The organism is Listeria monocytogenes, from assembly GCF_041765605.1.
Taxonomy (GTDB): Bacteria; Bacillota; Bacilli; order Lactobacillales; family Listeriaceae; genus Listeria; species Listeria monocytogenes_D.
In genome coordinates, this window is record NZ_CP168900.1 from 2,608,340 (window position 1) to 2,629,579 (window position 21,240).

General features: G+C 38.3%; 18 protein-coding genes. 2 read left to right on the forward strand and 16 right to left on the reverse strand.

Annotated elements, in window-relative coordinates; all coding sequences use genetic code 11:
* From AB2Q86_RS13250 to AB2Q86_RS13295, 10 genes are all read right to left on the reverse strand, one after another.
* Positions 1 to 1,287: a homoserine dehydrogenase gene (locus tag AB2Q86_RS13250; protein WP_003726355.1), complete on the reverse strand. Its 1,287-nt coding sequence runs from the start codon at positions 1,285 to 1,287 to the stop codon at positions 1 to 3.
* A gap of 221 nt (positions 1,288 to 1,508) precedes the next feature.
* Positions 1,509 to 1,754, reverse strand: a complete 246-nt coding sequence (locus AB2Q86_RS13255; RefSeq protein ID WP_003726356.1) for a type B 50S ribosomal protein L31 — start codon at positions 1,752 to 1,754, stop codon at positions 1,509 to 1,511.
* A 101-nt stretch (positions 1,755 to 1,855) separates the two neighbouring features.
* On the reverse strand, positions 1,856 to 2,293 hold the full coding sequence (gene gtcA, locus AB2Q86_RS13260; protein ID WP_003729258.1) for a cell wall teichoic acid glycosylation protein GtcA: 438 nt from the start codon (positions 2,291 to 2,293) through the stop codon (positions 1,856 to 1,858).
* 32 nt (positions 2,294 to 2,325) lie between these two features.
* Positions 2,326 to 3,597: a transcription termination factor Rho gene (rho, locus tag AB2Q86_RS13265; protein WP_003729259.1), complete on the reverse strand. Its 1,272-nt coding sequence runs from the start codon at positions 3,595 to 3,597 to the stop codon at positions 2,326 to 2,328.
* Between the two features lie 104 nt (positions 3,598 to 3,701).
* Complete coding sequence (locus AB2Q86_RS13270; RefSeq protein ID WP_003729260.1) at positions 3,702 to 4,973, reverse strand: UDP-N-acetylglucosamine 1-carboxyvinyltransferase; 1,272 nt, start codon at positions 4,971 to 4,973, stop codon at positions 3,702 to 3,704.
* 116 nt (positions 4,974 to 5,089) lie between these two features.
* Positions 5,090 to 6,163 carry a YbhN family protein gene (locus tag AB2Q86_RS13275; RefSeq protein WP_012580737.1) on the reverse strand — a complete coding sequence of 358 codons (1,074 nt, stop codon included), beginning with the start codon at positions 6,161 to 6,163 and terminating at the stop codon, positions 5,090 to 5,092.
* 5 nt (positions 6,164 to 6,168) lie between these two features.
* On the reverse strand, positions 6,169 to 7,194 hold the full coding sequence (locus tag AB2Q86_RS13280; protein ID WP_014598983.1) for a glycosyltransferase family 4 protein: 1,026 nt from the start codon (positions 7,192 to 7,194) through the stop codon (positions 6,169 to 6,171).
* Positions 7,187 to 8,470 carry a glycosyltransferase family 4 protein gene (locus tag AB2Q86_RS13285; protein WP_012580735.1) on the reverse strand — a complete coding sequence of 428 codons (1,284 nt, stop codon included), beginning with the start codon at positions 8,468 to 8,470 and terminating at the stop codon, positions 7,187 to 7,189. The genes AB2Q86_RS13280 and AB2Q86_RS13285 overlap by 8 nt, the downstream gene beginning before the upstream one ends.
* 321 nt (positions 8,471 to 8,791) lie before the next feature.
* Positions 8,792 to 9,646: a class II fructose-1,6-bisphosphate aldolase gene (gene fba, locus AB2Q86_RS13290; protein ID WP_003729264.1), complete on the reverse strand. Its 855-nt coding sequence runs from the start codon at positions 9,644 to 9,646 to the stop codon at positions 8,792 to 8,794.
* 167 nt (positions 9,647 to 9,813) lie between these two features.
* Positions 9,814 to 10,734 carry a diacylglycerol kinase family lipid kinase gene (locus tag AB2Q86_RS13295; RefSeq protein WP_014589135.1) on the reverse strand — a complete coding sequence of 307 codons (921 nt, stop codon included), beginning with the start codon at positions 10,732 to 10,734 and terminating at the stop codon, positions 9,814 to 9,816.
* Between the two features lie 313 nt (positions 10,735 to 11,047).
* Between AB2Q86_RS13295 and AB2Q86_RS13300 the strand changes: the two genes are divergently transcribed.
* A complete protein-coding gene (locus AB2Q86_RS13300; protein WP_014589136.1) occupies positions 11,048 to 13,855 on the forward strand; it encodes a GW domain-containing glycosaminoglycan-binding protein in 2,808 nt (935 codons plus the stop codon).
* A gap of 48 nt (positions 13,856 to 13,903) precedes the next feature.
* Here AB2Q86_RS13300 and AB2Q86_RS13305 read toward each other — a convergent pair whose 3' ends face one another.
* The 5 genes from AB2Q86_RS13305 to AB2Q86_RS13325 all read right to left on the reverse strand — a co-directional run bounded on the left by AB2Q86_RS13305 (position 13,904) and on the right by AB2Q86_RS13325 (position 19,619).
* Entirely contained in the window at positions 13,904 to 15,502 is a 1,599-nt protein-coding gene (locus tag AB2Q86_RS13305) for a CTP synthase (protein ID WP_003726102.1), read from the reverse strand.
* 367 nt (positions 15,503 to 15,869) lie between these two features.
* Positions 15,870 to 16,406, reverse strand: a complete 537-nt coding sequence (gene rpoE / locus AB2Q86_RS13310) for a DNA-directed RNA polymerase subunit delta (protein WP_003729268.1) — start codon at positions 16,404 to 16,406, stop codon at positions 15,870 to 15,872.
* Between the two features lie 365 nt (positions 16,407 to 16,771).
* Complete coding sequence (argS, locus tag AB2Q86_RS13315; protein WP_012580731.1) at positions 16,772 to 18,442, reverse strand: arginine--tRNA ligase; 1,671 nt, start codon at positions 18,440 to 18,442, stop codon at positions 16,772 to 16,774.
* Positions 18,439 to 18,888 (reverse strand): DUF1934 domain-containing protein, encoded by a 450-nt coding sequence (locus tag AB2Q86_RS13320; RefSeq protein WP_003723610.1) that lies wholly within the window; start codon positions 18,886 to 18,888, stop codon positions 18,439 to 18,441. The genes argS and AB2Q86_RS13320 overlap by 4 nt, the downstream gene beginning before the upstream one ends.
* A gap of 77 nt (positions 18,889 to 18,965) precedes the next feature.
* Positions 18,966 to 19,619 (reverse strand): site-2 protease family protein, encoded by a 654-nt coding sequence (locus AB2Q86_RS13325; protein ID WP_012580730.1) that lies wholly within the window; start codon positions 19,617 to 19,619, stop codon positions 18,966 to 18,968.
* Positions 19,620 to 19,692: 73 nt separating this feature from the next.
* On the opposite strand from AB2Q86_RS13325, the gene AB2Q86_RS13330 reads away from it, so the two are divergent.
* Complete coding sequence (locus AB2Q86_RS13330) at positions 19,693 to 19,878, forward strand: 2-hydroxymuconate tautomerase (RefSeq protein ID WP_003729271.1); 186 nt, start codon at positions 19,693 to 19,695, stop codon at positions 19,876 to 19,878.
* Between the two features lie 34 nt (positions 19,879 to 19,912).
* On the opposite strand, the gene AB2Q86_RS13335 is transcribed toward AB2Q86_RS13330, so the two are convergent.
* Positions 19,913 to 21,235, reverse strand: a complete 1,323-nt coding sequence (locus AB2Q86_RS13335) for an HD domain-containing protein (protein WP_012580729.1) — start codon at positions 21,233 to 21,235, stop codon at positions 19,913 to 19,915.
* Between the last annotated feature and the right edge of the window lie 5 nt (positions 21,236 to 21,240).

Sequence of the window (21,240 nt, forward strand, 5' to 3'; positions counted from 1 at the left end):
TTAACCCTCCACAACGGAATATTTTGCGAGCATTTGCATTTCTGGCTCATCTTTGACCCTAGCGATTGCTTGTTCTAATTGTGCTTGACTAGTTGAATGTGTCACGATAACAACGGTCGCCGTAAAATCATCATACGGTTGTTGCAAAATTTTATCAAAACCAACGCCGGCTTCCGCAAAAATTTGCGTCAACTTAAGGAAGGTTCCTGTTTTATCGTCCATTGTTAGACGAAGATAGTATTTTGAGAAAACTTGTTCTTTCGGTGTATGCTTCGTTTCGTGTTTGTAGCTGTTAAAAGCATTCCCATTAGTACCAAGACGGCTGTTTTTAGCAACAGTAATTAAATCACTAACCACACTTGTCGCAGTTGGTAATTCGCCAGCACCAGGTCCGTAAAACATTGTTTCTCCGACTGCTGCACCAGTTACAAATACGGCATTATTTTCATAGTTAACACCTGCAAGCGGATGAGCTTTTGGTAATAAAACCGGCCCTACGTTGACATTAACTGTGCCGTTTGTTTCTTCCGCCGTACCTACTAGTTTAATTTTATAACCTAATTGGTAAGCTACATCGATATCTTCAGGAGAAATCCCGCGAATACCATTTGTTTCTACATTATCTAAATTCACATTCATACCAAATGCGAGTCTTGTCATAATAACCATTTTCCTTGCGGCATCGATTCCGTCTACATCATTTGTTGGATCAGATTCGGCAAAACCCAGCGCTTGTGCTTCTGCTAAAACATCTTCATATGACTTTTTCTCTGTCGTCATTTTTGTTAGCATAAAATTGGTCGTCCCGTTGACGATTCCCATTACTTTTTGAATTTTATCTGCTGCAAGGCTGTTTACGATTGTTCGTAAAATTGGAATTCCCCCGGCAACACTTGCTTCATAAAACAAATCACAGTTATTAGCTTGTGCAACTGCCACTAATTCGTCGCCGTGTAGCGCAATCAAATCCTTATTCGCAGTTACTACATGCTTTCCAGCTTTCAAGGCCTGCAAAATGTATTCCCGCGCAGTTGTGATGCTGCCCATAACCTCGACAACAACAGCAATTTCTGGATCATCCAGTACATCAGACGGATTGGTGGTTAGTTCAAAACCTTTTGTTTCATAACGGCGATTTTTTTCTAAGTCACGAACTAGCACTTTCTTTACAGAAATATGATAGCCAGTTACTTGACTAATTTTTTCTTGATGCTCTTCTAAAATATGAATAACACCGCTACCTACCGTTCCAAATCCTAACACACCTACTTGTAACTTTGCTTCCACTTGAAAACCTCCTTATTATTGTTTAACAAAACAGAAAATTTAACTTTTTTAATACCTACTCATAAAAAAAGTAATTAGTGATATTATACGCAACTTGACCGGGAAAAGTAAACCCTTGAAAGGAAAGTTTTTATTTTTAGTAGCTATAAGGAAAATTTCCATAAAAAAACACACCCAGCAAAAGCTGAGTGCGCAAATTATTTCGTTCGTTACATACAGTCTTATTTGAGACCGTATTTTTTGTTGAAGCGGTCCACACGGCCGTCTGCAGTCGCATGTTTTTGTTTACCAGTATAGAACGGGTGCGAATCAGAAGAGATTTCGACACGAAGTAATGGATACTCGTTGCCATCTTCCCATTTAATTGTTTCGCTTGAGCTCTTAGTAGAACCTGACAAAAATTTGAAATCAGTACTAGTATCAACAAATACCACTGGACGGTACTCAGGATGAATTCCAGTTTTCATTTCTTTTCAACTCCTTCGCCCTGAATCATCTGAAACAGAGTAATTAAGTGCTTTTACACACAGTATAAATATTATAACAATGTTGAAGCAAACAAGCAAGATTATTTTTGCACTTTAAAGATTATCCATTTACTAAACACATAGTTCAGTACAAGCACAATAATATTGGTCCAGATTTTCGCCCATAATTCGTCTACAGATAAATAACTGATTAAAAGAATCATGACTAAAATATCTATTATATAGGTTAAACAACGAAAACCAAAGAAAGAACTCGCTTCACGAAGACGATCTTTCCAAGTCGGCGTATAACTGTCAAAAACAAATTTTTTATTTGAAAAGTAAGCGAAAAGTACAGATGCGATAAAAGCAATAGTATTTGCGATACGGTAATCCCAGTTCAAAACATAAGTACATAACCAAAATGTTACGATGTTAATAACTGTCGTAAATCCACCCATAATTAGGTACATGAATATACTGTGTACTTGATCTGTGTACCACGGAATTTTATTTAATAATTGTCTTATTTTGCTCATAAAATAACTTCTTTCTCTGTAGTATTTTTGGTTTATTTTTTAAACATCTCTTCTTGCAATAATTCATAAAAAGCTTCATTATTCTCTGTTTTCTTCAGATAGCGTACGAAACGTTCTGAAATGTCTAGTCCATCGCTTTGTTTTGGCATTGCTTTGCGGATTTTCCAAAGTTGTTCTAAGCGCTCTTTGGATAGGAGTAGCTCTTCTTTTCTTGTTCCAGAACGGCGCATATCGATTGCCGGGAAAACGCGGCGTTCGGCAAGTTGGCGATCGAGGTGTAATTCCATGTTCCCCGTTCCTTTGAATTCCTCGTAAATAACGTCGTCCATTCGAGAACCCGTGTCAACTAATGCTGTGGCAAGAATGGTTAAGCTTCCACCTTCTTCAATATTACGAGCAGCTCCAAAGAAGCGCTTCGGTCTATGGAATGCAGCAGGATCAATCCCCCCGGAAAGCGTTCGACCACTTGGCGGAATCACTAGGTTATAGGCTCTCGCAAGTCGCGTAATACTATCCATTAAAATGACCACATCACGTTTTTGTTCTACTAAACGCATCGCTCGTTCAAGAACCAGTTCTGCTACTTTAATGTGATTTTCAGGTACTTCATCAAATGTGGAACTGACAACATCGGCCTTTACAGAACGTTCGATATCAGTTACTTCTTCCGGACGCTCATCAATTAACAAGACAATCAATTCTGACTCTGGATGATTAGTAGTAATCGCGTTCGCAATTTCTTTAAGTAATACCGTTTTACCTGCTTTTGGCGGAGCTACAATAAGTCCACGTTGACCAAAACCAATTGGTGAAATCAAATCAATCGTTCTTGTGGAAATAGGATTTTTGCCTGTTTCTAAATGAATTTGACGATCTGGATAAAGCGGTGTTAGCCCTGGGAAATGCACTCTTTCTTTAGCCACTTCTGGGTTTTCTCCATTGACAGCCTCGACATGGAGTAAACCAAAATAACGTTCATTTTCTTTCGGAGGACGAACTTTTCCAGAAACCTTATCCCCAGTTCTTAACTCGAAACGTCTAATTTGGGAAGCTGAAATGTAAATATCTTCTGAGCTGGAAGAATAGTTGATTGGACGTAAGAAGCCAAAACCTTCATTTGGGATAATTTCTAATACACCTTCCATGAAGAAAAATCCTTCTTTTTCTGCGTTTGATTTTAATAAAGCAAAAATTAATTCTCGTTTAGTTAATTTGCTATAATAGGCAATTTTGTGTTCTTTTGCTAAAGCATAGATCTCTTTTATTGTTAAACTTTCTAAGTATGCAATGGACAGTTTAGCCATATATGTACCACCTTTTTGAGTTAATAAATAGTATTTAGGAATAATTGATACTGGAGGGATTTAGAGGGAAGGCTGAAACGACTTGATTCGCTCAGCCTCATTTTTTATAATTTTGTTTCTGCTGCGCTACTACGAGTAATATTTGCGCCAATAGCAGATAATTTTTCAATAATTTTACTGTAACCACGTTCGATATGTTCCACCCCGTGAATTTCAGTTTCTCCGTCAGCTAAAAGTGCTGCAATAACAAGCGCTGCACCGGCACGTAAATCTGTCGCTGTCACTTTAGAACCTTGAAGTTGCACAGGACCACTTATAACCGCCGAACGACCTTCAAGTTTGAACTTGCCGCCCATTCGTTCAATCTCCGCAATGTGTTTAAAACGGCTTGGATAGATCGTATCGGTGATGACACTGCTACCTTCCGCACGTGTTAAAAGAGCAGTTAACGGTTGTTGTAAGTCCGTTGGGAAACCTGGATAAGCGTAAGTTTTAATATCTACTTTTTTTATTTTCTCTACTTCCCCAACAAAAATAGCATCTTCTTCGATATCCATCGGCACGCCCATTTCTGTGAGCTTTGCAATGATTCCTTCTAAATGGGTGGGGATGACATTTTCGATTCGTACGCCCTTCCCAGAAGCTGCTGCAAGTACCATGAATGTCCCTGCTTCGATTCGATCCGGAATAATTGTATGATGACAACCATGTAAATGATCTACCCCAGTGATTCGAATAGTATCAGTTCCTGCACCTTTAATAATTGCTCCCATATTTGTTAAAAGCGTTGCAACATCAATAATTTCTGGCTCTTTAGCTGCATTTTCGATAACCGTTTTGCCTTTTGCACGAACAGCCGCTAGCATGATATTAATGGTCGCTCCAACACTTACTACATCTAAATAAATTCGTGCACCTTTGAGTTCGTCGGCACGCAAATAAATCGCACCTTGCTCGTTTGTTACTTTTGCGCCTAATGCTTCAAAACCTTTTATATGTTGGTCGATTGGACGTGGCCCTAAGTAACAACCGCCTGGAAGTCCAATAACCGCTTTTTTAAATCGACCTAGCATTGCACCCATTAAATAATAGGAAGCACGTAATTTCTTCACATTTCCTGATGGAAGCGGCATAGAAATCATATCTGTTGGGTCAATAACTGCTGTTTTATTATCATAGCGAACCGTGCCGCCAAGTTCTTCTAAAATATTATAAAGTGTGTGAACATCCGAAATATCTGGTAAACCTTCTAAAACCACTTCAGACTCCGCCAAAATTGCAGCTGGAATCAAGGCCACCGCACTATTTTTTGCACCATCTACTTGCAAAGTGCCAGCTAATTTTTTACCGCCTTGAATAATCAATTTATCCGTCACAAATGTACCCTTCTTTCCTGAAGCTTGTAATACTTTTTCATTATCCATTAATTTGTTTTACTTTGCAAGAAGCTTTCTCTAAAAAAAGCTGGGAACATTACGCCCCAAGCTTTTTATCATTGTGGTATATTTTTGGCTGGTGCTTTTGCGAGTGCTTCGATACGCGGTTTAATTTTTTTCGAAGCGGTATCTTTTATTAATAAAGCGCCCGCACCGAAAACGATGCAGCTATAATAAGTAATAATACGCCACAAAACAAGTGCCATTAGGAGTTTTGCCGGACCGAGTAACATACCGAATAATAAGGTGAAAGTATACTCAGCTCCCCCAGCCCCTCCCGGAGTTGGCATAACCGTCGCAAACATAATAATAAACGCATGATACGTAATCGCCATATAAAGGCCAATCCCAGTCACGCCAATCGCCTGTAAAATAAAGAACGGAATCGAAAAGTAAATCCAAAGTTGCAATGTAGTATAAAAACAACAACGAACAATCAATTTCCAGTCTTTACCAATACGGCTACTTTCTTCATGGAAGGTAATAATTTTTTCATCTAATGTATTTCTTAAATTAGCCACTTTTTCCTTTTTCATAAATAGGCGTGTTGGTATAAGTAATACGTGCACTAATTTTGTCGTGAATTTTTGGCTTCTACCTACTAAAATAAGCGCAGCAATGACGAGGACATGCACACCAAACCCAAGTAAAACAAGGAATTTCAGTTGCGTTACGCCAGTCATTAAATAATGAATACCAAAAATCAAAATAACTAAAAAGTTCAGCACGACCATCGCTTGATAAATAATAAATTTCACGAGCAAAACCGAACTTCCTCGCCCCGCATCCATGCCTTGTTTCGTCAACATAACAAGTTGCGCGGGCTGTCCGCCAGTCGCCATTGGAGTAATCGTATTAAAAAATTGACCAATCATCGTAATGCGGAACGACGAAAAAAAACGTTGATCTTTATTGGCTGGTTTCGATGCAGTTTGCAGCACCACAGCCTCCAAAAACCAATAAATAAACATCGCAGCAAATGCCGCCAAGAGCCACCAAGGATTCACTTTTAACATCGAAGCAAAAAAAGTGGAGATATCTACGCCTTGAAATTGCCAGATAATGAAACCGATGCTAATGGCTAATACAATCGCAATATTAAATAGGTTTTTCTTTGCGTCTCCACTCACTGCGTTCACTCCTTCGTTAATAATCCTTGATAAAAGTCCAACCATATTGCAGCTAGTCGGTCCTCCGAATAATAAGTTGCTCCTCGTTTTGAAGCTTGTAACATTTCATTATAATAATCTGTATCATTTTCTAAACGTTCAATAGCCCGAATAAATCCAGGGTTGTCCACTTCTTTCACGTAGTAACCATCTAAAATTTCTTCGTACAAATCTAAATTTCGTAATAATATTGGAACATCACAACTCATCGCTTCCAAAATCGCCATCGGAAATAGCTCATTGTAAGAAGGCATAAAGAACACATCCGCCATATTGATACATGCATTCATTTCTGAACGATCCACAATGCCAATAAATTTCACGTTACTCGGTGGATTGTCATAAATTTTTTTCAATTCCTCGTAACCCGAAGTAATTTTCCCAAAAGAAAATCCGCCCGCCCAAACAAATTGAACATCAGGAAGTTTTTTGGCTACTTCGATAAAATCAAGCACACCTTTACGATGTTGCACTTGACCAATTCCAATCACAGTAAATTTGTCCGCCGGAATTTCATATTTTGCCCGAGCAAGTTCTTTTTCTCCTTTTGAAATAGGAAAAAAGCTCTTTTTGGAAACGAAATTCGGGATATAATGAATTTTTTCTTCTGGAATATTATAAGCCGTAAGTTTGGGAATGAATGATGGGTTTACAACAACAATCTCATCCATTCGTTTATAAAAACCAATCAAATATTTATAGAAAACTACGCGAGCAATCCAAGGTAATTTGAGGCTGCCTTCCATTGTTTCGGGCAAAAAATGGACATATCCAACTCGAACGCCTCGTTTCTTCTTAAAAAAAGTCGAAAGAAAAAAACGGAAATCAACGGTATGATAATGCGTGATATCCGATTTCTCAAAACTATTAATCTTCATATCAATTTCATTCTTATATCGTTCTTCTAGCAAATTCACAAGTTCGCGGTAAGCTGATGCTACACCCTGACCTTTTACTTTTTCTGCCGAAGATAGCATTGTCAACTTAATCACGCCGCGATGACCTCTCTTTCCTTTGAACGTGTGTAGAAGAAGATAGTGAAAATACTTGTGAAGCTATTTTACTTTTTATTAGCGTGGGCTTTACTTTAATCGTCCCATTCTGGCGCTTTACCCGGTATATTTCACGAACTTCATTGTATGTAGATTCAATGTTGATTCCAAATTGATCCGCAGAAATAGATTCCACTTTGACACGGCCATTCGTAGCAACCAATGTTGCCGTATTTTTGTCCGAAAGTATATTTATTAACAGCGATGCAAGTTCACTATCTTCATCGAATAAAAAGGCAGTTTCTCGGTCGCTTAAAAAGCCTTCAATACTTTCATCACGTTTGGCAACAACTGGTAAGGAAGCCGCCATTGCTTCTGCGTAAGTCAAGCCTTGTGTTTCTGTCGTTGAAGCACTCACAAACAAATCACCTAATTGGTAATATAAACTAATATTTTCCCAGTCAACTGCACCAGTGAAAATAACATGGTCTGCTAATTGTTTTTCTTCTACTAATTTTTCTAAGTCTTTACGCACCGGGCCATCACCAACGATGACCAATTTGGCTGTTGTTTTGGTTTGAAGGACTTCTGGCATTGCATTAATAATCGCATCAATATTTTTTTCATGCGCAATTCTTCCAAGCGAAAGTATCACTGGATCATTTTCTCCAATACCAAGTGATTTTTTCAACTCTATAATTTGTTGTTTTTCAACTGGCGCGAATGATGAAATATCTGTGCCTGTTGGAACGGTGTACATTAATTTGTGGATACCTTGTTCTTCTAAGTGATGCCTTACTTTTGCTGTTGGAGTGATTATGGCGTCATAGCTATCACAAAATGATTTTGTCATTTTCCCCACCATAGTAGGTGTTAAAATTTTACCTTTCGCAATATAATGCAAGTAATCGACATACATTGTGTGGTAGGTATGGATAGAAGGAATATGATATTTTTTAGCAATTCGCTTACCTAAAAGACCTAATGAAAACTCCGTATGTGTGTGAATTATATCTAAGTCCAAGCGACCTACTAGCTTAATAAACTTATTCATTCCAGCAATTGCTACGCGACGTTCTGGAAAAAAGACGAACGGAATACTTGGTAAACGAAACACACGACCCTCTTCGCTTTCTCTATCAGCGTTTGGGTCAGTTGTTGTAAAAATATATACAGTGTGCCCTTGTTTTCTTAGTTCGTTTTCCATAATCATTATCGATGTAGCTACACCGCTAATTTGCGGACTGTAGGTATCCGTAAAAATCCCTATATTCATTACTATCGCCTACTCTCTTCCTCGTTGGTTCATTCATCATTTAATATATTATTATAACATAACTATAGTAAGTCGTATCACATAACTAACTACATTATGACTCAATTATTTAGATAAAACATGCGCCTGAAGCATGATTTTTAATCGGGAAATTTGGAGTGTTTCTTTTTATTAAATGAAAGCTATAGTTATCATACCATATTAGCCTTAATAACGATAATTAAATTCCTTCTATATAACCCCTTCGCAACACATAAAAAATAACTGGCAAAATCAACAAGTGATCCTACCAGTTATTTTTATATCATCATAAAGTTCGTCTTACGCTTTACCGTTAGAACCAAACTCTTGAATTTTTTCTGAAACAGTTTTGATAATCGCGTCCACACCAGGGCCGATTACTTTACGTGGATCATAAACTTTGTCATCAGTAGCTAATTTTTCGCGAACAGCTGCAGTCCAAACGATTTGGCATTCAGTGTTAACGTTGATTTTGCTGTGACCTAGTTCAATTGCTTTTTTGATTTGGTGTTCAGGAATTCCAGAACCACCGTGAAGTACAAGTGGAGCACCTGTAAGTTCGGAGATTTCTTTCATTTCGTCAAAACCAAGAACTGGTTCGCCGTGGTAAGGACCGTGAACAGAACCTAATGCTGCAGCAAGTGCATCAATGTTAGCTTCTTTAACTACACGTAAACATTCTTGTGGATCAGCATAGTTGATTCCACCAGTAACTCCGTCTTCGTCTCCACCAACAGTTCCAATTTCAGCTTCAACAGATACGCCTTTAGCGTGCGCATAATCAACAACTTGTTTAGTCATTGCAATGTTTTCGTCGATTGGGTGGTGAGAGCCGTCGATCATTACAGAAGAGAATCCTGCATCGATAGCCGCTTTACAAGAATCAAAGCTTGAACCATGATCAAGGTGAATCGCAACAGGTACAGTGATTTTCAGGTCTTCTACAAGTCCTTCAGTCATTTTTACAACTGTTTTGAATCCTCCCATGTATTTAGCAGCTCCTTCAGAAACTCCTAAAATAACTGGTGCTTTTTCTGCTTCTGCAGCTTTCAAAATAGCTTGAGTCCATTCAAGGTTGTTGATGTTGAATTGACCAACAGCATATTTTCCAGCTAATGCTTTTTTCAGCATGTCTGTCATGTTAACGATAGGCATAATACAATTTCCTCCCTCAGGAATTTAGGAAAACCATTTTGATTTTCCCTAAGATTTGAATTTCCGCCGTGAAAAATAGTGGCAGCTATTTTCCCCTAACAAACATATGATAACAGATTTGTGATGAATTTACCATAAAAACCAGAAAATTTTCTAGTGAAAACGCTTTAGCCTCTAAGACGGGCTGAAATTCGTTTTTCATCAGCAAATACTTCTAATGCTTCTGGGATTACCTCTAGTATATACGGTGCTTTCCCACCATATACTCCGTCGTAACTTACATTTAAATCTGCATCACTTTTCACTTCGACTTTACCCGTGCGTGCATGAATCACATCCGAACTGCTTAAATGCGTCCCTTTTTTAATTGAAGCAAAAAGTTGAAATAGTTTTTTTGGGGATACTTTTTTTAAAATTAAAAGTTCGAACATCCCGCTGTTTAGCTCTGCAGGAGGACATAATGTTTCCATTCCGCCGACAGAATTGGATTTATTAACAAAAAATAGTAGAATTTCTCCTTTGAAAATTTCATTATTATAAGAAATTTCTACATTTACCGGAGATAATTTTGGAAGAACTGTAAGCCCGCTGAATAGATAAGCAAGCCTGCCCCATTTGGATTTCATTGATTCTTTTACCGCGTAGGTTATTTCAGTGATTCTTCCTCCAGCTGCATTATTGATAAAAAACTCGTTTTCATTCGCTTTCCCAATATCTACGCGAATAGTTTCTTGGGTAGCTATAATGTGAAGTGCTTCTAATGGATCTTTAGCCACATTTAGCGCCCTTGCATAATCATTCGTTGTGCCTACTGGTAAAATCCCTAACTTTGGTCTTTTTTCGACTTGCATTAAGCCGTTAACAACTTCATTGACTGTTCCATCGCCACCAGCAGCAATTACTATATCATAACCTGATTCAGCCGCATGTCGCGCAATTTCCGTTGTACTTTTTGGCTTTGGCGTTGATGGGACTAGCGTTACTTCTAAATCCGCTTCAGTTAAAATTCTTTCCGCATCTGGTAGTAGTTTTCGAAACTTATTTTTCCCAGCTGCTGGATTGTATATAATCATCGCTCTCTTCTGCAAATTGCCGCTCCCTCTTTCCTGTAGATGATTTTAGTTTCCTATTTTGCCTTAACGATGTCAACTTGTTTGTCCGAAAAAGAAAAAATCCTTTTATTAGAGTCTTTTTACCCATTACAAAAAGCATAGTTGTGCTTCGTTAAAATTACATTTTGTGTACCATTTTGAAATTATATTACTTTTCCATTAAAAAACATGTGCAATTAGGTTCATTGTTGCCGATATCCATTGACTACGCCTTAACGTGTTGTCATAATTAGAATAGAATAATTTTGTTTTTATTTAAGAGAAGTGCAGTTAGGAGAGGATTTAAACTTTGAAAAAATTAGTAAAATCGGCGGTTGTTTTTACGAGCCTTGCTTTTATTGGCGTATCCGCTACCATGATTACAGAGAAAGCAAGTGCAGCTTCCACAGAAACAGTACAAAGTGTAGATGATCAATCAATCTATATTCCCCAAGGAGTAAGGGACGGAACTGCTACGGAAGAACATGACGGCTTTGAAGATGGAACTAATAGCGTACTGAAGTCTGTACCATTACTTCGCGCAACAACAGGATATCCTGACGTTAATTCCTATATTAAATCGAATAAATTTTCAACAGCTTCCATTGAAAAACAATTAAAAAGCCAATTTCCTAAATTTAATTACCGTAATGGTTACGGGAAACCAGAAGGCGTTGTCATTCATGAAACAGCAAATAATTCATCCACTATTGAGGGCGAAATTAGTTATATGAGCAGAAACTACAATAATGCATTCGTTCATTCATTTGTAGATAAATCTCGTATCATTCAAATCCATCCAACTGAAAATGGCGTATGGGGAGCAGGTCAATATGCCAACGCTCGCTTTATCCAAGTGGAATTAGTTCGTTCGAAGACGTTTGATGAATTTGCACGTTCTATTAATAACTATGCTTATTATGCAGCGTACCTTTTAGATCAATATAAGCTTCCAGTTGACAGTGCGCATAGTGATGGCAAAGGAACAGTTTGGTCCCACGATGCGGTTACACGATATCTTGGTGGTACAACGCATACTGACCCAGTTTCCTATTTCAACCAATGGGGTTATAATTTCAACAGTTTTGTTACATTAATTAATGAAAAATACAAAGCAATTCAAGCTAGCAAAGTCACTTACGACAAAATCGAATATGATAAAGGTGTTACAGCCTATGCTAGAGTGAAAACGGCGCCAGGCAATGCCGTTTGGACAAGACCATACAAAACGGAGGGCGCAAAGCTTGTTAATCAACTTTCGGTCTACCAAGGTAAAAACATGCGAATCCTGCGCGAAGCTAAAACACCAATCACTACTTGGTATCAATTTAGCATCGACGGCAAAACAATTGGTTGGGTCGATACTCGTGCACTTGATACGTTCTACAAACAAAGCATGGAAACACCAGCTAATTTAACTCGCTATGTCGCTTCCAACAAAACAGGTGAAGCGTACTACAAAGTTCCTTTTGCAGATGCAGATGTCAAATGGGGCACTATAGGCACATATAAAAGCGAAAAACTAACCGTGGATAAACAAGCAACGGTCGAAGGACAACTTTGGTACCGTGTAAAAGCTGGGTCTACCTTCATTGGTTGGACAAAAGCATCCAACTTAACGGCTACCTCTCCATTCGATAAAATTGAATATGATAAAGTTGTCACAGCCTACGCTAGAGTGAAAACCGCACCTTACAATGCTGTTTGGACAAGACCATACAAAACGGAAGGCTCGAAACCTGTTAATCCACTTTCGGTCTACCAAGGTAAAAACATGCGAATCCTGCGCGAAGCTAAAACACCAATCACTACTTGGTATCAATTTAGCATCGATGGCAAAACAATTGGTTGGGTCGACACTCGTGCACTTGATACGTTCTACAAACAAAGTATGGAAACACCAGTTAATTTAACTCGCTATGTCGCTTCCAACAAAACAGGTGAAGCGTATTACAAAGTTCCGGTTGTAGATGCAGATGTCAAATGGGGCACTTTAAGCACATATAAAAGCGAAAAACTAACCGTGGATAAACAAGCAACTGTAGAAGGACAACTTTGGTACCGTGTAAAAGCTGGGTCTACCTTCATTGGTTGGACGAAAGCATCCAACTTAACGGCTACCTCTCCATTCGATAAAATCGAATATGATAAAGGTGTCACAGCCTATGCCAGAGTAAAAACGGCGCCAGGCAATGCCGTTTGGACGAAACCCTACAGAACGGAAGGCTCGAAACCTGTTAATCAGCTTTCGGTCTACCAAGGCAAAAACATGCGGATCCTGCGTGAAGCCAAAACAGTAATTACTACTTGGTATCAATTTAGTATTGATGGAAAAGTAATCGGTTGGGTTGATACTCGTGCACTTGATACGTTCTACAAACAAAGCATGGAGAAAGATACTAATTTAACTCGCTATGTTGCTTCCAATAAAACAGGTGAAGCGTATTACAAAGTTCCTGTTGCGGACGCGGATGTTAGATGGGGCACTTTAGCTGCTTATAAAGATCAAAAACTAACTGTAGATAAAGAAGCAACCGTGGAAGGACAACTTTGGTACCGCGTTAGAACAAGCACTACTTTTATCGGTTGGACAAAAGCTTCGAACTTAACAACAACTACGCCTTACGATAAGATTGAATATGATAAAGGTGTCACAGCCTATGCTAGAGTGAAAACAGCGCCAGGCAATGCCGTTTGGACAAAACCTTACAGAACGGAAGGTTCGAAACCTGTTAATCAACTTTCGGTCTACCAAGGCAAAAACATGCGGATCCTGCGTGAAGCCAAAACAGTAATTACTACTTGGTATCAATTTAGTATTGATGGGAAAGTAATCGGTTGGGTTGATACTCGCGCACTTGATACGTTCTATAAGCAAAGCATGGAGAAAGATACTAATTTAACTCGCTATGTGATTGCGAACAAAGTAAACGAAGCGTACTACAAAGTTCCTGTTGTAGATGCGGATGTTAGATGGGGCACTTTAGCTGCTTACAAAGGTCAAAAACTCACCGTAGATAAACAAGCAACGGTCGAAGGACAACTTTGGTATCGAATAAGAACAAGCTCCACCTTTATTGGTTGGACAAAAGCTTCGAACCTTAGTGCTACTAAATAATAATAAAAAATCTCCCAGCCAATTATGGCTGGGAGATTTTTTATTACCTTATTTGTTATTAAGCGCAGCGCCAACAAAATCTTTAAACAAGCTTTGCGGACGATTTGGACGAGAAATGAATTCTGGGTGATATTGACAAGCGACAAACCAAGGATGATCAGCTAATTCAACTACTTCAACTAAACGACCATCTGGGCTTGTTGCAGAAACAATCATACCAGCTTCTTCCATTTGTTCTCTATATTCGTTATTAAACTCATAACGATGACGGTGACGCTCTTCAACAAGAGTTGTACCATAAGCAGCCTCGGCTTTAGTGCCTTGCTTAATACGTGCTGGATACAGTCCTAGACGAAGTGTTCCACCCATGTTTTCAATATTTTTTTGTTCTGGTAATAAATCAATGATGTTATGTTTTGTTTCTGGTTCGATTTCTGCTGAATGCGCGCCTTCAAGACCAAGCACGTTACGAGCAAATTCAACTGTTGCTAGTTGCATACCTAAACAAATACCAAAATAAGGAACTTTATTTACACGTGCATATTCGATAGCAGCAATTTTACCTTCAATAGCTCGATCTCCAAAACCACCAGGAACTAAGATACCGTCAACATCTTTCATGATTTCAGCAACATTTTCTTTTGTTACTTTCTCAGAATCAATCCAGTCGATTTCGATTTCAGCATCGTGATCATATCCTGCATGACGAAGCGCTTCTGCTACAGAAAGATATGCATCTTGCAAGGAAACATATTTACCAACTAGGCCGATGCGAACTTTTTTGGAAAGGTTTTTCACGCGATGTACTAAGTTTTTCCAATCAGTCATTTCCGCTTGTGGTGCTTCTAATTGTAAGTGTTCTAGGACAATATCATCCATTTTTTGTTTTTGTAGAGAAAGTGGTACGTTATAAAGTGTTTCTTCATCACGAGATTCAATAACCTCAGAAGCTTTAATATCACAAAATAGCGCAATTTTGTCTTTCATTTCTTGTGAAACTGGTTGCTCTGTACGAACAACGATAATGTTTGGTTGAATTCCTAGGCTGCGAAGTTCTTTTACACTATGTTGTGTTGGTTTAGTTTTCATTTCGCCAGCTGCTTTGATGTAAGGAATTAACGTTGTGTGGATGTAAAGTACGTTTTCTGCACCAACATCACTTTTAATTTGGCGAATTGCTTCTAAGAATGGTAATGATTCGATGTCTCCTACAGTTCCACCAATCTCTGTGATAATAATATCTGAGTTGGTCATGCGAGCTGCACGGAAAACACGATCTTTTAATTCGTTTGTAATATGTGGAATAACTTGCACTGTTCCACCTAAGTAATCCCCGCGACGTTCTTTTTTAATAACTTCCGAGTAAACTTTACCAGTTGTTACGTTGCTGTATTTATTTAAGTTAATATCGATAAAACGTTCGTAATGGCCAAGGTCTAGGTCTGTTTCTGCGCCGTCATCTGTCACATAAACTTCCCCGTGTTGGTATGGGCTCATTGTCCCTGGATCCACATTGATGTATGGATCAAACTTTTGAATAGTTACACTAAGTCCACGATTTTTCAGCAAACGTCCGAGTGATGCTGCTGTGATTCCTTTTCCGATTGACGAAACTACGCCACCTGTAACGAAAATATACTTTGTCATGTTAAAAAAATCTACTCCTTCCTGAAATGAAAAACTTGCAGGGTTCTGACGATTTTCCTGCTGGGGTGGGAAATTGCCAGATAAAACAATATTGTGATTATCTTTCTAACGTATCCATCACAATTTCAAGTATTTTGTAAACCAAAATAAAAAACACTCCGCCTACTTCATAAAAGTAAGGGAGCGTCGATTCTCATAAATATCCGTCCCTATAAAAGGGAGCCCAAATAAAATACTACTAATGATAGCGATAGAAGTCAAGTCTTTATTTTATGAAACCGCCATCAATCCATTAAGTACGCTAAAAAAAATCAGACAGACACTTTTCCACAAAAATGGACGCATCTATCTGATTAAAATTCAGTTATTATTTATCTTCTGGGTCTTCTGTATAATCCCCATCCGTATAATCATCTTCTACTGTTGCTAAGTCGCCTTCGATTCCGTCTGGTAAATGATCGTCGTCATCTTCCTCTTCATCAAGTAAAACGTCCGCAAGAGAGATTTCTTCTTCACCAAGTTCTTCTACGATTTCTTCATCATCGTAGTCCACGTCATCATCCAAGATTTCTTCATCTTCATCGTCATCATCGTCTGATTTACGTTTTTTCTTCGGTGTTGTTTGTGTTTGAACTTCTTCATCAATTGCATCCATTGGATACCATGCGCGAAGTCCCCACGTGTTGTTTCCTAGTGAAATAAAGTTTCCATCAATATTCATATCTGTATAAAATTGAACAAGACGCTCCCTTATTTCTGCATCTTTCAAACCTAGGAACGCTTGAATCTCTTTCACTAATTCAGGGAAAAGAATGGTTTCTTTCCGCTGTTCCAAAATAAAATGTGCAACATCAATTAAAGATAGTTCACTACGTTCTTCTTGCGTTAAGTTCTTTAAATCCAAAACTGGCACGCCCTTTCTATCGTAATTCCAATTTATTTAGCTGTTATTTTTTCGTTCAGCCCAACTTCACTATTTTACATGTTATTTCTGGCAAGTACAACCTAAATTTTCTTAATTACATCAATTCTTCTTGACTATTTGATATCCGATGTAAAAGAAAAGGATGGCCATTAAAAGAATTGGGATTGATCCAAGTTGAAAGTCGTAGAGAATATAGATTGCGACGCACAGAAACACGAAAAGCAGCGCCAAAATTATTAATCGCTTCATCATATGCTCTCCCCGTTTTTTCAATTACCTATGTTTCTATTAACTTTAGTACATTTTGGTTATGACGTCAACGAGTAACCTATAAATTTAGGATATCACATTTTTTCTGGTGCTGATACACCTAGAAGTGTCAAACCATTTCTAAGGGTAATTTGCGCAGTCTTAATAAGTGCTAGTCTTGCTTTTGTTACTTCTAAATTATCCATATCAAGTACTTTATTGCTATTGTAGAAACGGTGGAAGGCAGACGCTAAATCATTTAAGTAGCGAACGATACGATGTGGCGCTCTTTTTGTAGCAGCTTCCGCAACAACATCCGCGAACTCACCTAACACTTTTAATAAATCATATTCTGCTTCGGTTTGTAATAAACTCATATCCGCATCTTTCGTTACTTCTAGCCCTTGTTCTTTACCGGAACGTAAAATGCTAGAAATTCTGGCGTGCGCATATTGTACATAATAAACTGGATTATCATTAGATGTAGATTTCGCTAAGCTCATATCAAAGTTCATATGTGTGTCTGAACTACGCATTGCAAAGAAATATCTTGTCGCATCAAGGCCAACTTCTTCAATTAAGTCGCGCATCGTAACCGATTTACCAGTACGTTTACTCATTTTAACTTGAACACCGTCTTCGAACAAATGAACAAGTTGAATTATTTCTACTTCTAGTTGATTTGGCGAATAACCAAGTGCCTCAATTGCAGCACGCATACGAGGAATATAGCCGTGGTGATCTGCTCCCCAGATATCAATTAACACATCAAAGCCACGTTCTAATTTGTTTAAGTGGTACGCAATATCTGGTAAGAAATACGTATAACTACCATCTGATTTGATTAAAACGCGGTCTTTGTCATCTTCAAAATCAGTCGTTCTTAACCATGTCGCACCATCTTGCTCATAAATATAGCCATTTTCGCGTAAACGTTCTAACGCTGGTAATACTTTATTTTCTTCGTATAGAGAAGTTTCTGAGAACCACTCATCAAAGGAAACGCGGAATTCTTCTAGGTCCGCACGTAATTTCCCTGTTTCAAACGCTAACGCATCCACGCGGAAAACGGAACGGCGCTCTTCTTCGCTTGTGTGCACATATTTGTCGCCATACTTAGCAGCTAAATCTTTCCCAAGCGAAATAATATCCGCACCACGGTAGCCATCCTCGGGGAATTCAGAATCTAAACCTAGTGCTTCAAAGTAACGAGCTTCCGCTGAAAGAACTAAATTATTAATTTGATTTCCGGCATCATTAATGTAATATTCTCTCGAAACATCAAATCCAGCCATTTTCATAATATTTGCAAGTGAATCTCCAATTGCAGCGCCACGAGCATGTCCTAAATGCAAATCGCCAGTCGGGTTCGCGGAAACAAATTCAATTTGGAATTTTTCTCCTTTACCAAAATCTGACTCTCCGTATTGTTTATCTTCCGTTAAAATCACAGGAACTAAATCAGTTAAATAAGCATTATCTAAATAAAAATTAATAAAACCTGGTCCAGCGATTTCTACTTCTTTAATTAATTTGTTGTCTTTTTTTAGTTCTGGTACAATACTTTCGGCAATTTGGCGAGGGGCTTTCTTAGCTACTCTAGCAAGTTGCATCGCTATATTAGTCGAATAATCTCCATGCTTTTTATCTTTTGGTACTTCTAGTAAAATTTCTGGTACTTCCGCTTCTTCTAAACCAACCGCTTGAACAACTGCTTGTTTGATATGTGCAATTAGTTTAATTTGGTTCTCTTGCATGACATTCATTCTGCGTCCTCCTCTATTTTCATTAAAACAGTATATGAGCCAATGTATTCGCCGTGGCTAAGCAAATCATATTGAAAGGCCACTTCACTAAGCACATCTGGCTTATTTTCATATAGTTCTTCCATTGATACTAGTTCTGATTCTAATTGTAATTTCCCTGCTCCGGAATCAACAGACGCAGTACTTCTCCTATTATCTCGGAAAAAGTGCATTCTCATATTTACGGCACCACTTCTCATTAAAAGTAGTTCGTTGTCAGCAATTTTTAGAACCGTACGAATTGTTCCAGCTAATTGTTTTTCCTCATAATGCAGATAACGATTGCCTTTATCTCGGTAAAAAACACCCGAAACAGACATATCGGATTTCTCTTCTGCATCCATCTGACGGATGACATTGGTGATATGAATAGTTACTTTTTTTCGTTCCATTTGGTTGGCAGTCATATCGCTTATTTACCCCTTTCCGGTCAGAAGAATAGACGCATTATATTATAGTGAAAAATAGCATGAAAAGCAACAGGTTAAAATGATGTCAGACCAAATATTGTCAAAATCACATTTAGAACAAATGGAATAACGGTATTAAAAATTGGCTGAATCGTAAATTCTGAAATAGGTGTTAAAGCCACCACTAGGAAAATAAGCATCGCATAGCGTTCAAGCGGTTCCAGCTTAGCCCTAGCTGACATTGGTAGAAATTCCACTAGTATTTGATAACCATCCAGCGGCGGAAGCGGAATCAAGTTAAATACAAATAACACTAGATTTAATTGTACAAAAATCATTAAAAAAGTTTCCGCAACGGAACCATATGTAAAGAAGGAATAATTTAAAAATAAAGCATAGAAGCCAACACCAATCATCGCAAGCAGTAAATTACTTACTGGTCCCGCAAGCGAAACAAGTATACTTCCAAGTCGGCGTTTCTTTAATTTAAAACGATTTACCGGAGTCGGTTTGGCCCAACCAAAGCCAGCAATTAATATCATTAGTAAACCGAATAAATCAATATGTACTACGGGGTTTAGAGAGAGTCTCCCTTGATTTTTGGCCGTATCATCCCCAAAAGCGAGCGCAACCAAGGCATGCGCCCATTCATGGATTGTAAAGGCAATTAATAATGTAACTAAAACATACGGTATCATTTCAAGTGGATAAGCGAGAAAACTAGGCATAAGTGCCTCCTTTATCTTTTATTGGGTAAATTTTATATGCTATAATGAAAAAAACGTTGATCGAGGTGAGAAAATGCCATTTGTTACCATTCAATTTTTAGAAGGTCGTTCAGACGATCAAAAGAAAGCTTTAGTTAGCGAAGTAACAGAAGTAGTTTCCAAAAATCTAAAAGCACCAAAAGAAAATATCCATGTAATCCTAGAAGAAATGAAAAAAACGGATTACGGTGTTGGCGGCGTAAGGAAATCTGATATTTAAGTGTGTAAGAAGCAAGGCATTTCGCCTTGCTTTATTATTTTTCCTTCAATGAATGTGCATGAATAAGCGCAATCATTCTTTCTGTAATCGCTTGGTCTACATCGCCACTTTCGATAAAATCGAGCGGATAATATAATTTAATATCTGTCCGACGTTCTCGCCCAATCGCTTCCACAACTGGTGACTCGGTCGACAACTCCCGCAATTCGCCATTTCCCATCAATAACTTAATAGGGTCTTTGCCGCTGCCAACTCCAGGAAGATAGTAATCATAAGGCAAATCGCTGGAAGAATCAATCACTAAATAATACGACGGATCAATATCAGCTTTTTCAAGAAGTCCTTTTAGTTCTGCATAAAGTTCGGCATCTTCTTTTGGATCATAGTTAATGTATCGAAGCAATCTCCTATTCAAAAAACGACTACATAAATCGCTCAAAATCGGATCTTCTTCCTCTTGCCAAATAGAAAAATAATACATCAACACAATATCATCAAGTACCACGTAATCTTTTAAACTCACTTCATTTACAAAGAATGGTAATACTTGTATGGGGGTCACTTGAAATTCATAACCCGCGCAATATAACTTCTTAGCGCGCTCAAGGATTTTCCATAATAATACTTCACCGCTACGACTAACCGGATGAAAGTATACTTGTTGATACATTTGATAGCGACTCATAATATAATCTTCTACCGCATGCATACCAGAATATTTTACAATAACACCATTGCCATCTGGGCTTGGGCGTAGAACTCGCAAAATCCGCTCTAAATCAAACTTCCCGTAACTCACTCCAGTATAATAGGCATCTCGAAGTAAATAATCCATTCGATCAGCATCAATTTGACTCGAAATCAACTTCACCAAAGTTTGATTCGGATAATTTTTCTTAATAATAGCAGCAACCTTAAGTGGAAATTCTTCTCCCACTCGCATCAATACGTCACTAACTTCCGTATCTCCAATTATGATTTCCTGCGTATATGCTTCATGGTCCGTACCAAAGACTTTTTCAAAAGCATGCGAAAATGGCCCGTGCCCTAAATCATGTAAAAGTGCAGCACACAATGCCACCATACGTTCTTCCGGATCCAGCTGTGGCTCATTCGCGAATGTCACATCGATTATTTGTCGCACGATTTCGTAAACACCTAAGGAATGATTAAAGCGGCTATGTTCTGCCCCGTGAAAAGTTAATGAAGTCGTCCCCAATTGGTGGATGCGACGCAAGCGCTGAAACTCTTTTGTAGCAATCAAATCCCAAATTATTTTGTCAGAAACATGCACATATCCATGAACCGGGTCTTTAAACACTTTCTCTTCTAGTAATTTCTCTGTTAAATAACTCATGCAAC

What these genes read in the sequence shown, in the direction of transcription:
- AB2Q86_RS13255 (WP_003726356.1), bottom strand. Translation starts at nt 1,754, where the DNA reads ATGAAAACTGGAATTCATCCTGAGTACCGTCCAGTGGTATTTGTTGAT.
- gtcA (WP_003729258.1), bottom strand. Translation starts at nt 2,293, where the DNA reads ATGAGCAAAATAAGACAATTATTAAATAAAATTCCGTGGTACACAGAT.
- rho (WP_003729259.1), bottom strand. Translation starts at nt 3,597, where the DNA reads ATGGCTAAACTGTCCATTGCATACTTAGAAAGTTTAACAATAAAAGAG.
- AB2Q86_RS13285 (WP_012580735.1), bottom strand. Translation starts at nt 8,470, where the DNA reads ATGAATATAGGGATTTTTACGGATACCTACAGTCCGCAAATTAGCGGT.
- fba (WP_003729264.1), bottom strand. Translation starts at nt 9,646, where the DNA reads ATGCCTATCGTTAACATGACAGACATGCTGAAAAAAGCATTAGCTGGA.
- AB2Q86_RS13305 (WP_003726102.1), bottom strand. Translation starts at nt 15,502, where the DNA reads ATGACAAAGTATATTTTCGTTACAGGTGGCGTAGTTTCGTCAATCGGA.
- argS (WP_012580731.1), bottom strand. Translation starts at nt 18,442, where the DNA reads ATGAATGTCATGCAAGAGAACCAAATTAAACTAATTGCACATATCAAA.
- AB2Q86_RS13320 (WP_003723610.1), bottom strand. Translation starts at nt 18,888, where the DNA reads ATGACTGCCAACCAAATGGAACGAAAAAAAGTAACTATTCATATCACC.
- AB2Q86_RS13325 (WP_012580730.1), bottom strand. Translation starts at nt 19,619, where the DNA reads ATGCCTAGTTTTCTCGCTTATCCACTTGAAATGATACCGTATGTTTTA.
- AB2Q86_RS13330 (WP_003729271.1), top strand. Translation starts at nt 19,693, where the DNA reads ATGCCATTTGTTACCATTCAATTTTTAGAAGGTCGTTCAGACGATCAA.
- AB2Q86_RS13335 (WP_012580729.1), bottom strand. Translation starts at nt 21,235, where the DNA reads ATGAGTTATTTAACAGAGAAATTACTAGAAGAGAAAGTGTTTAAAGAC.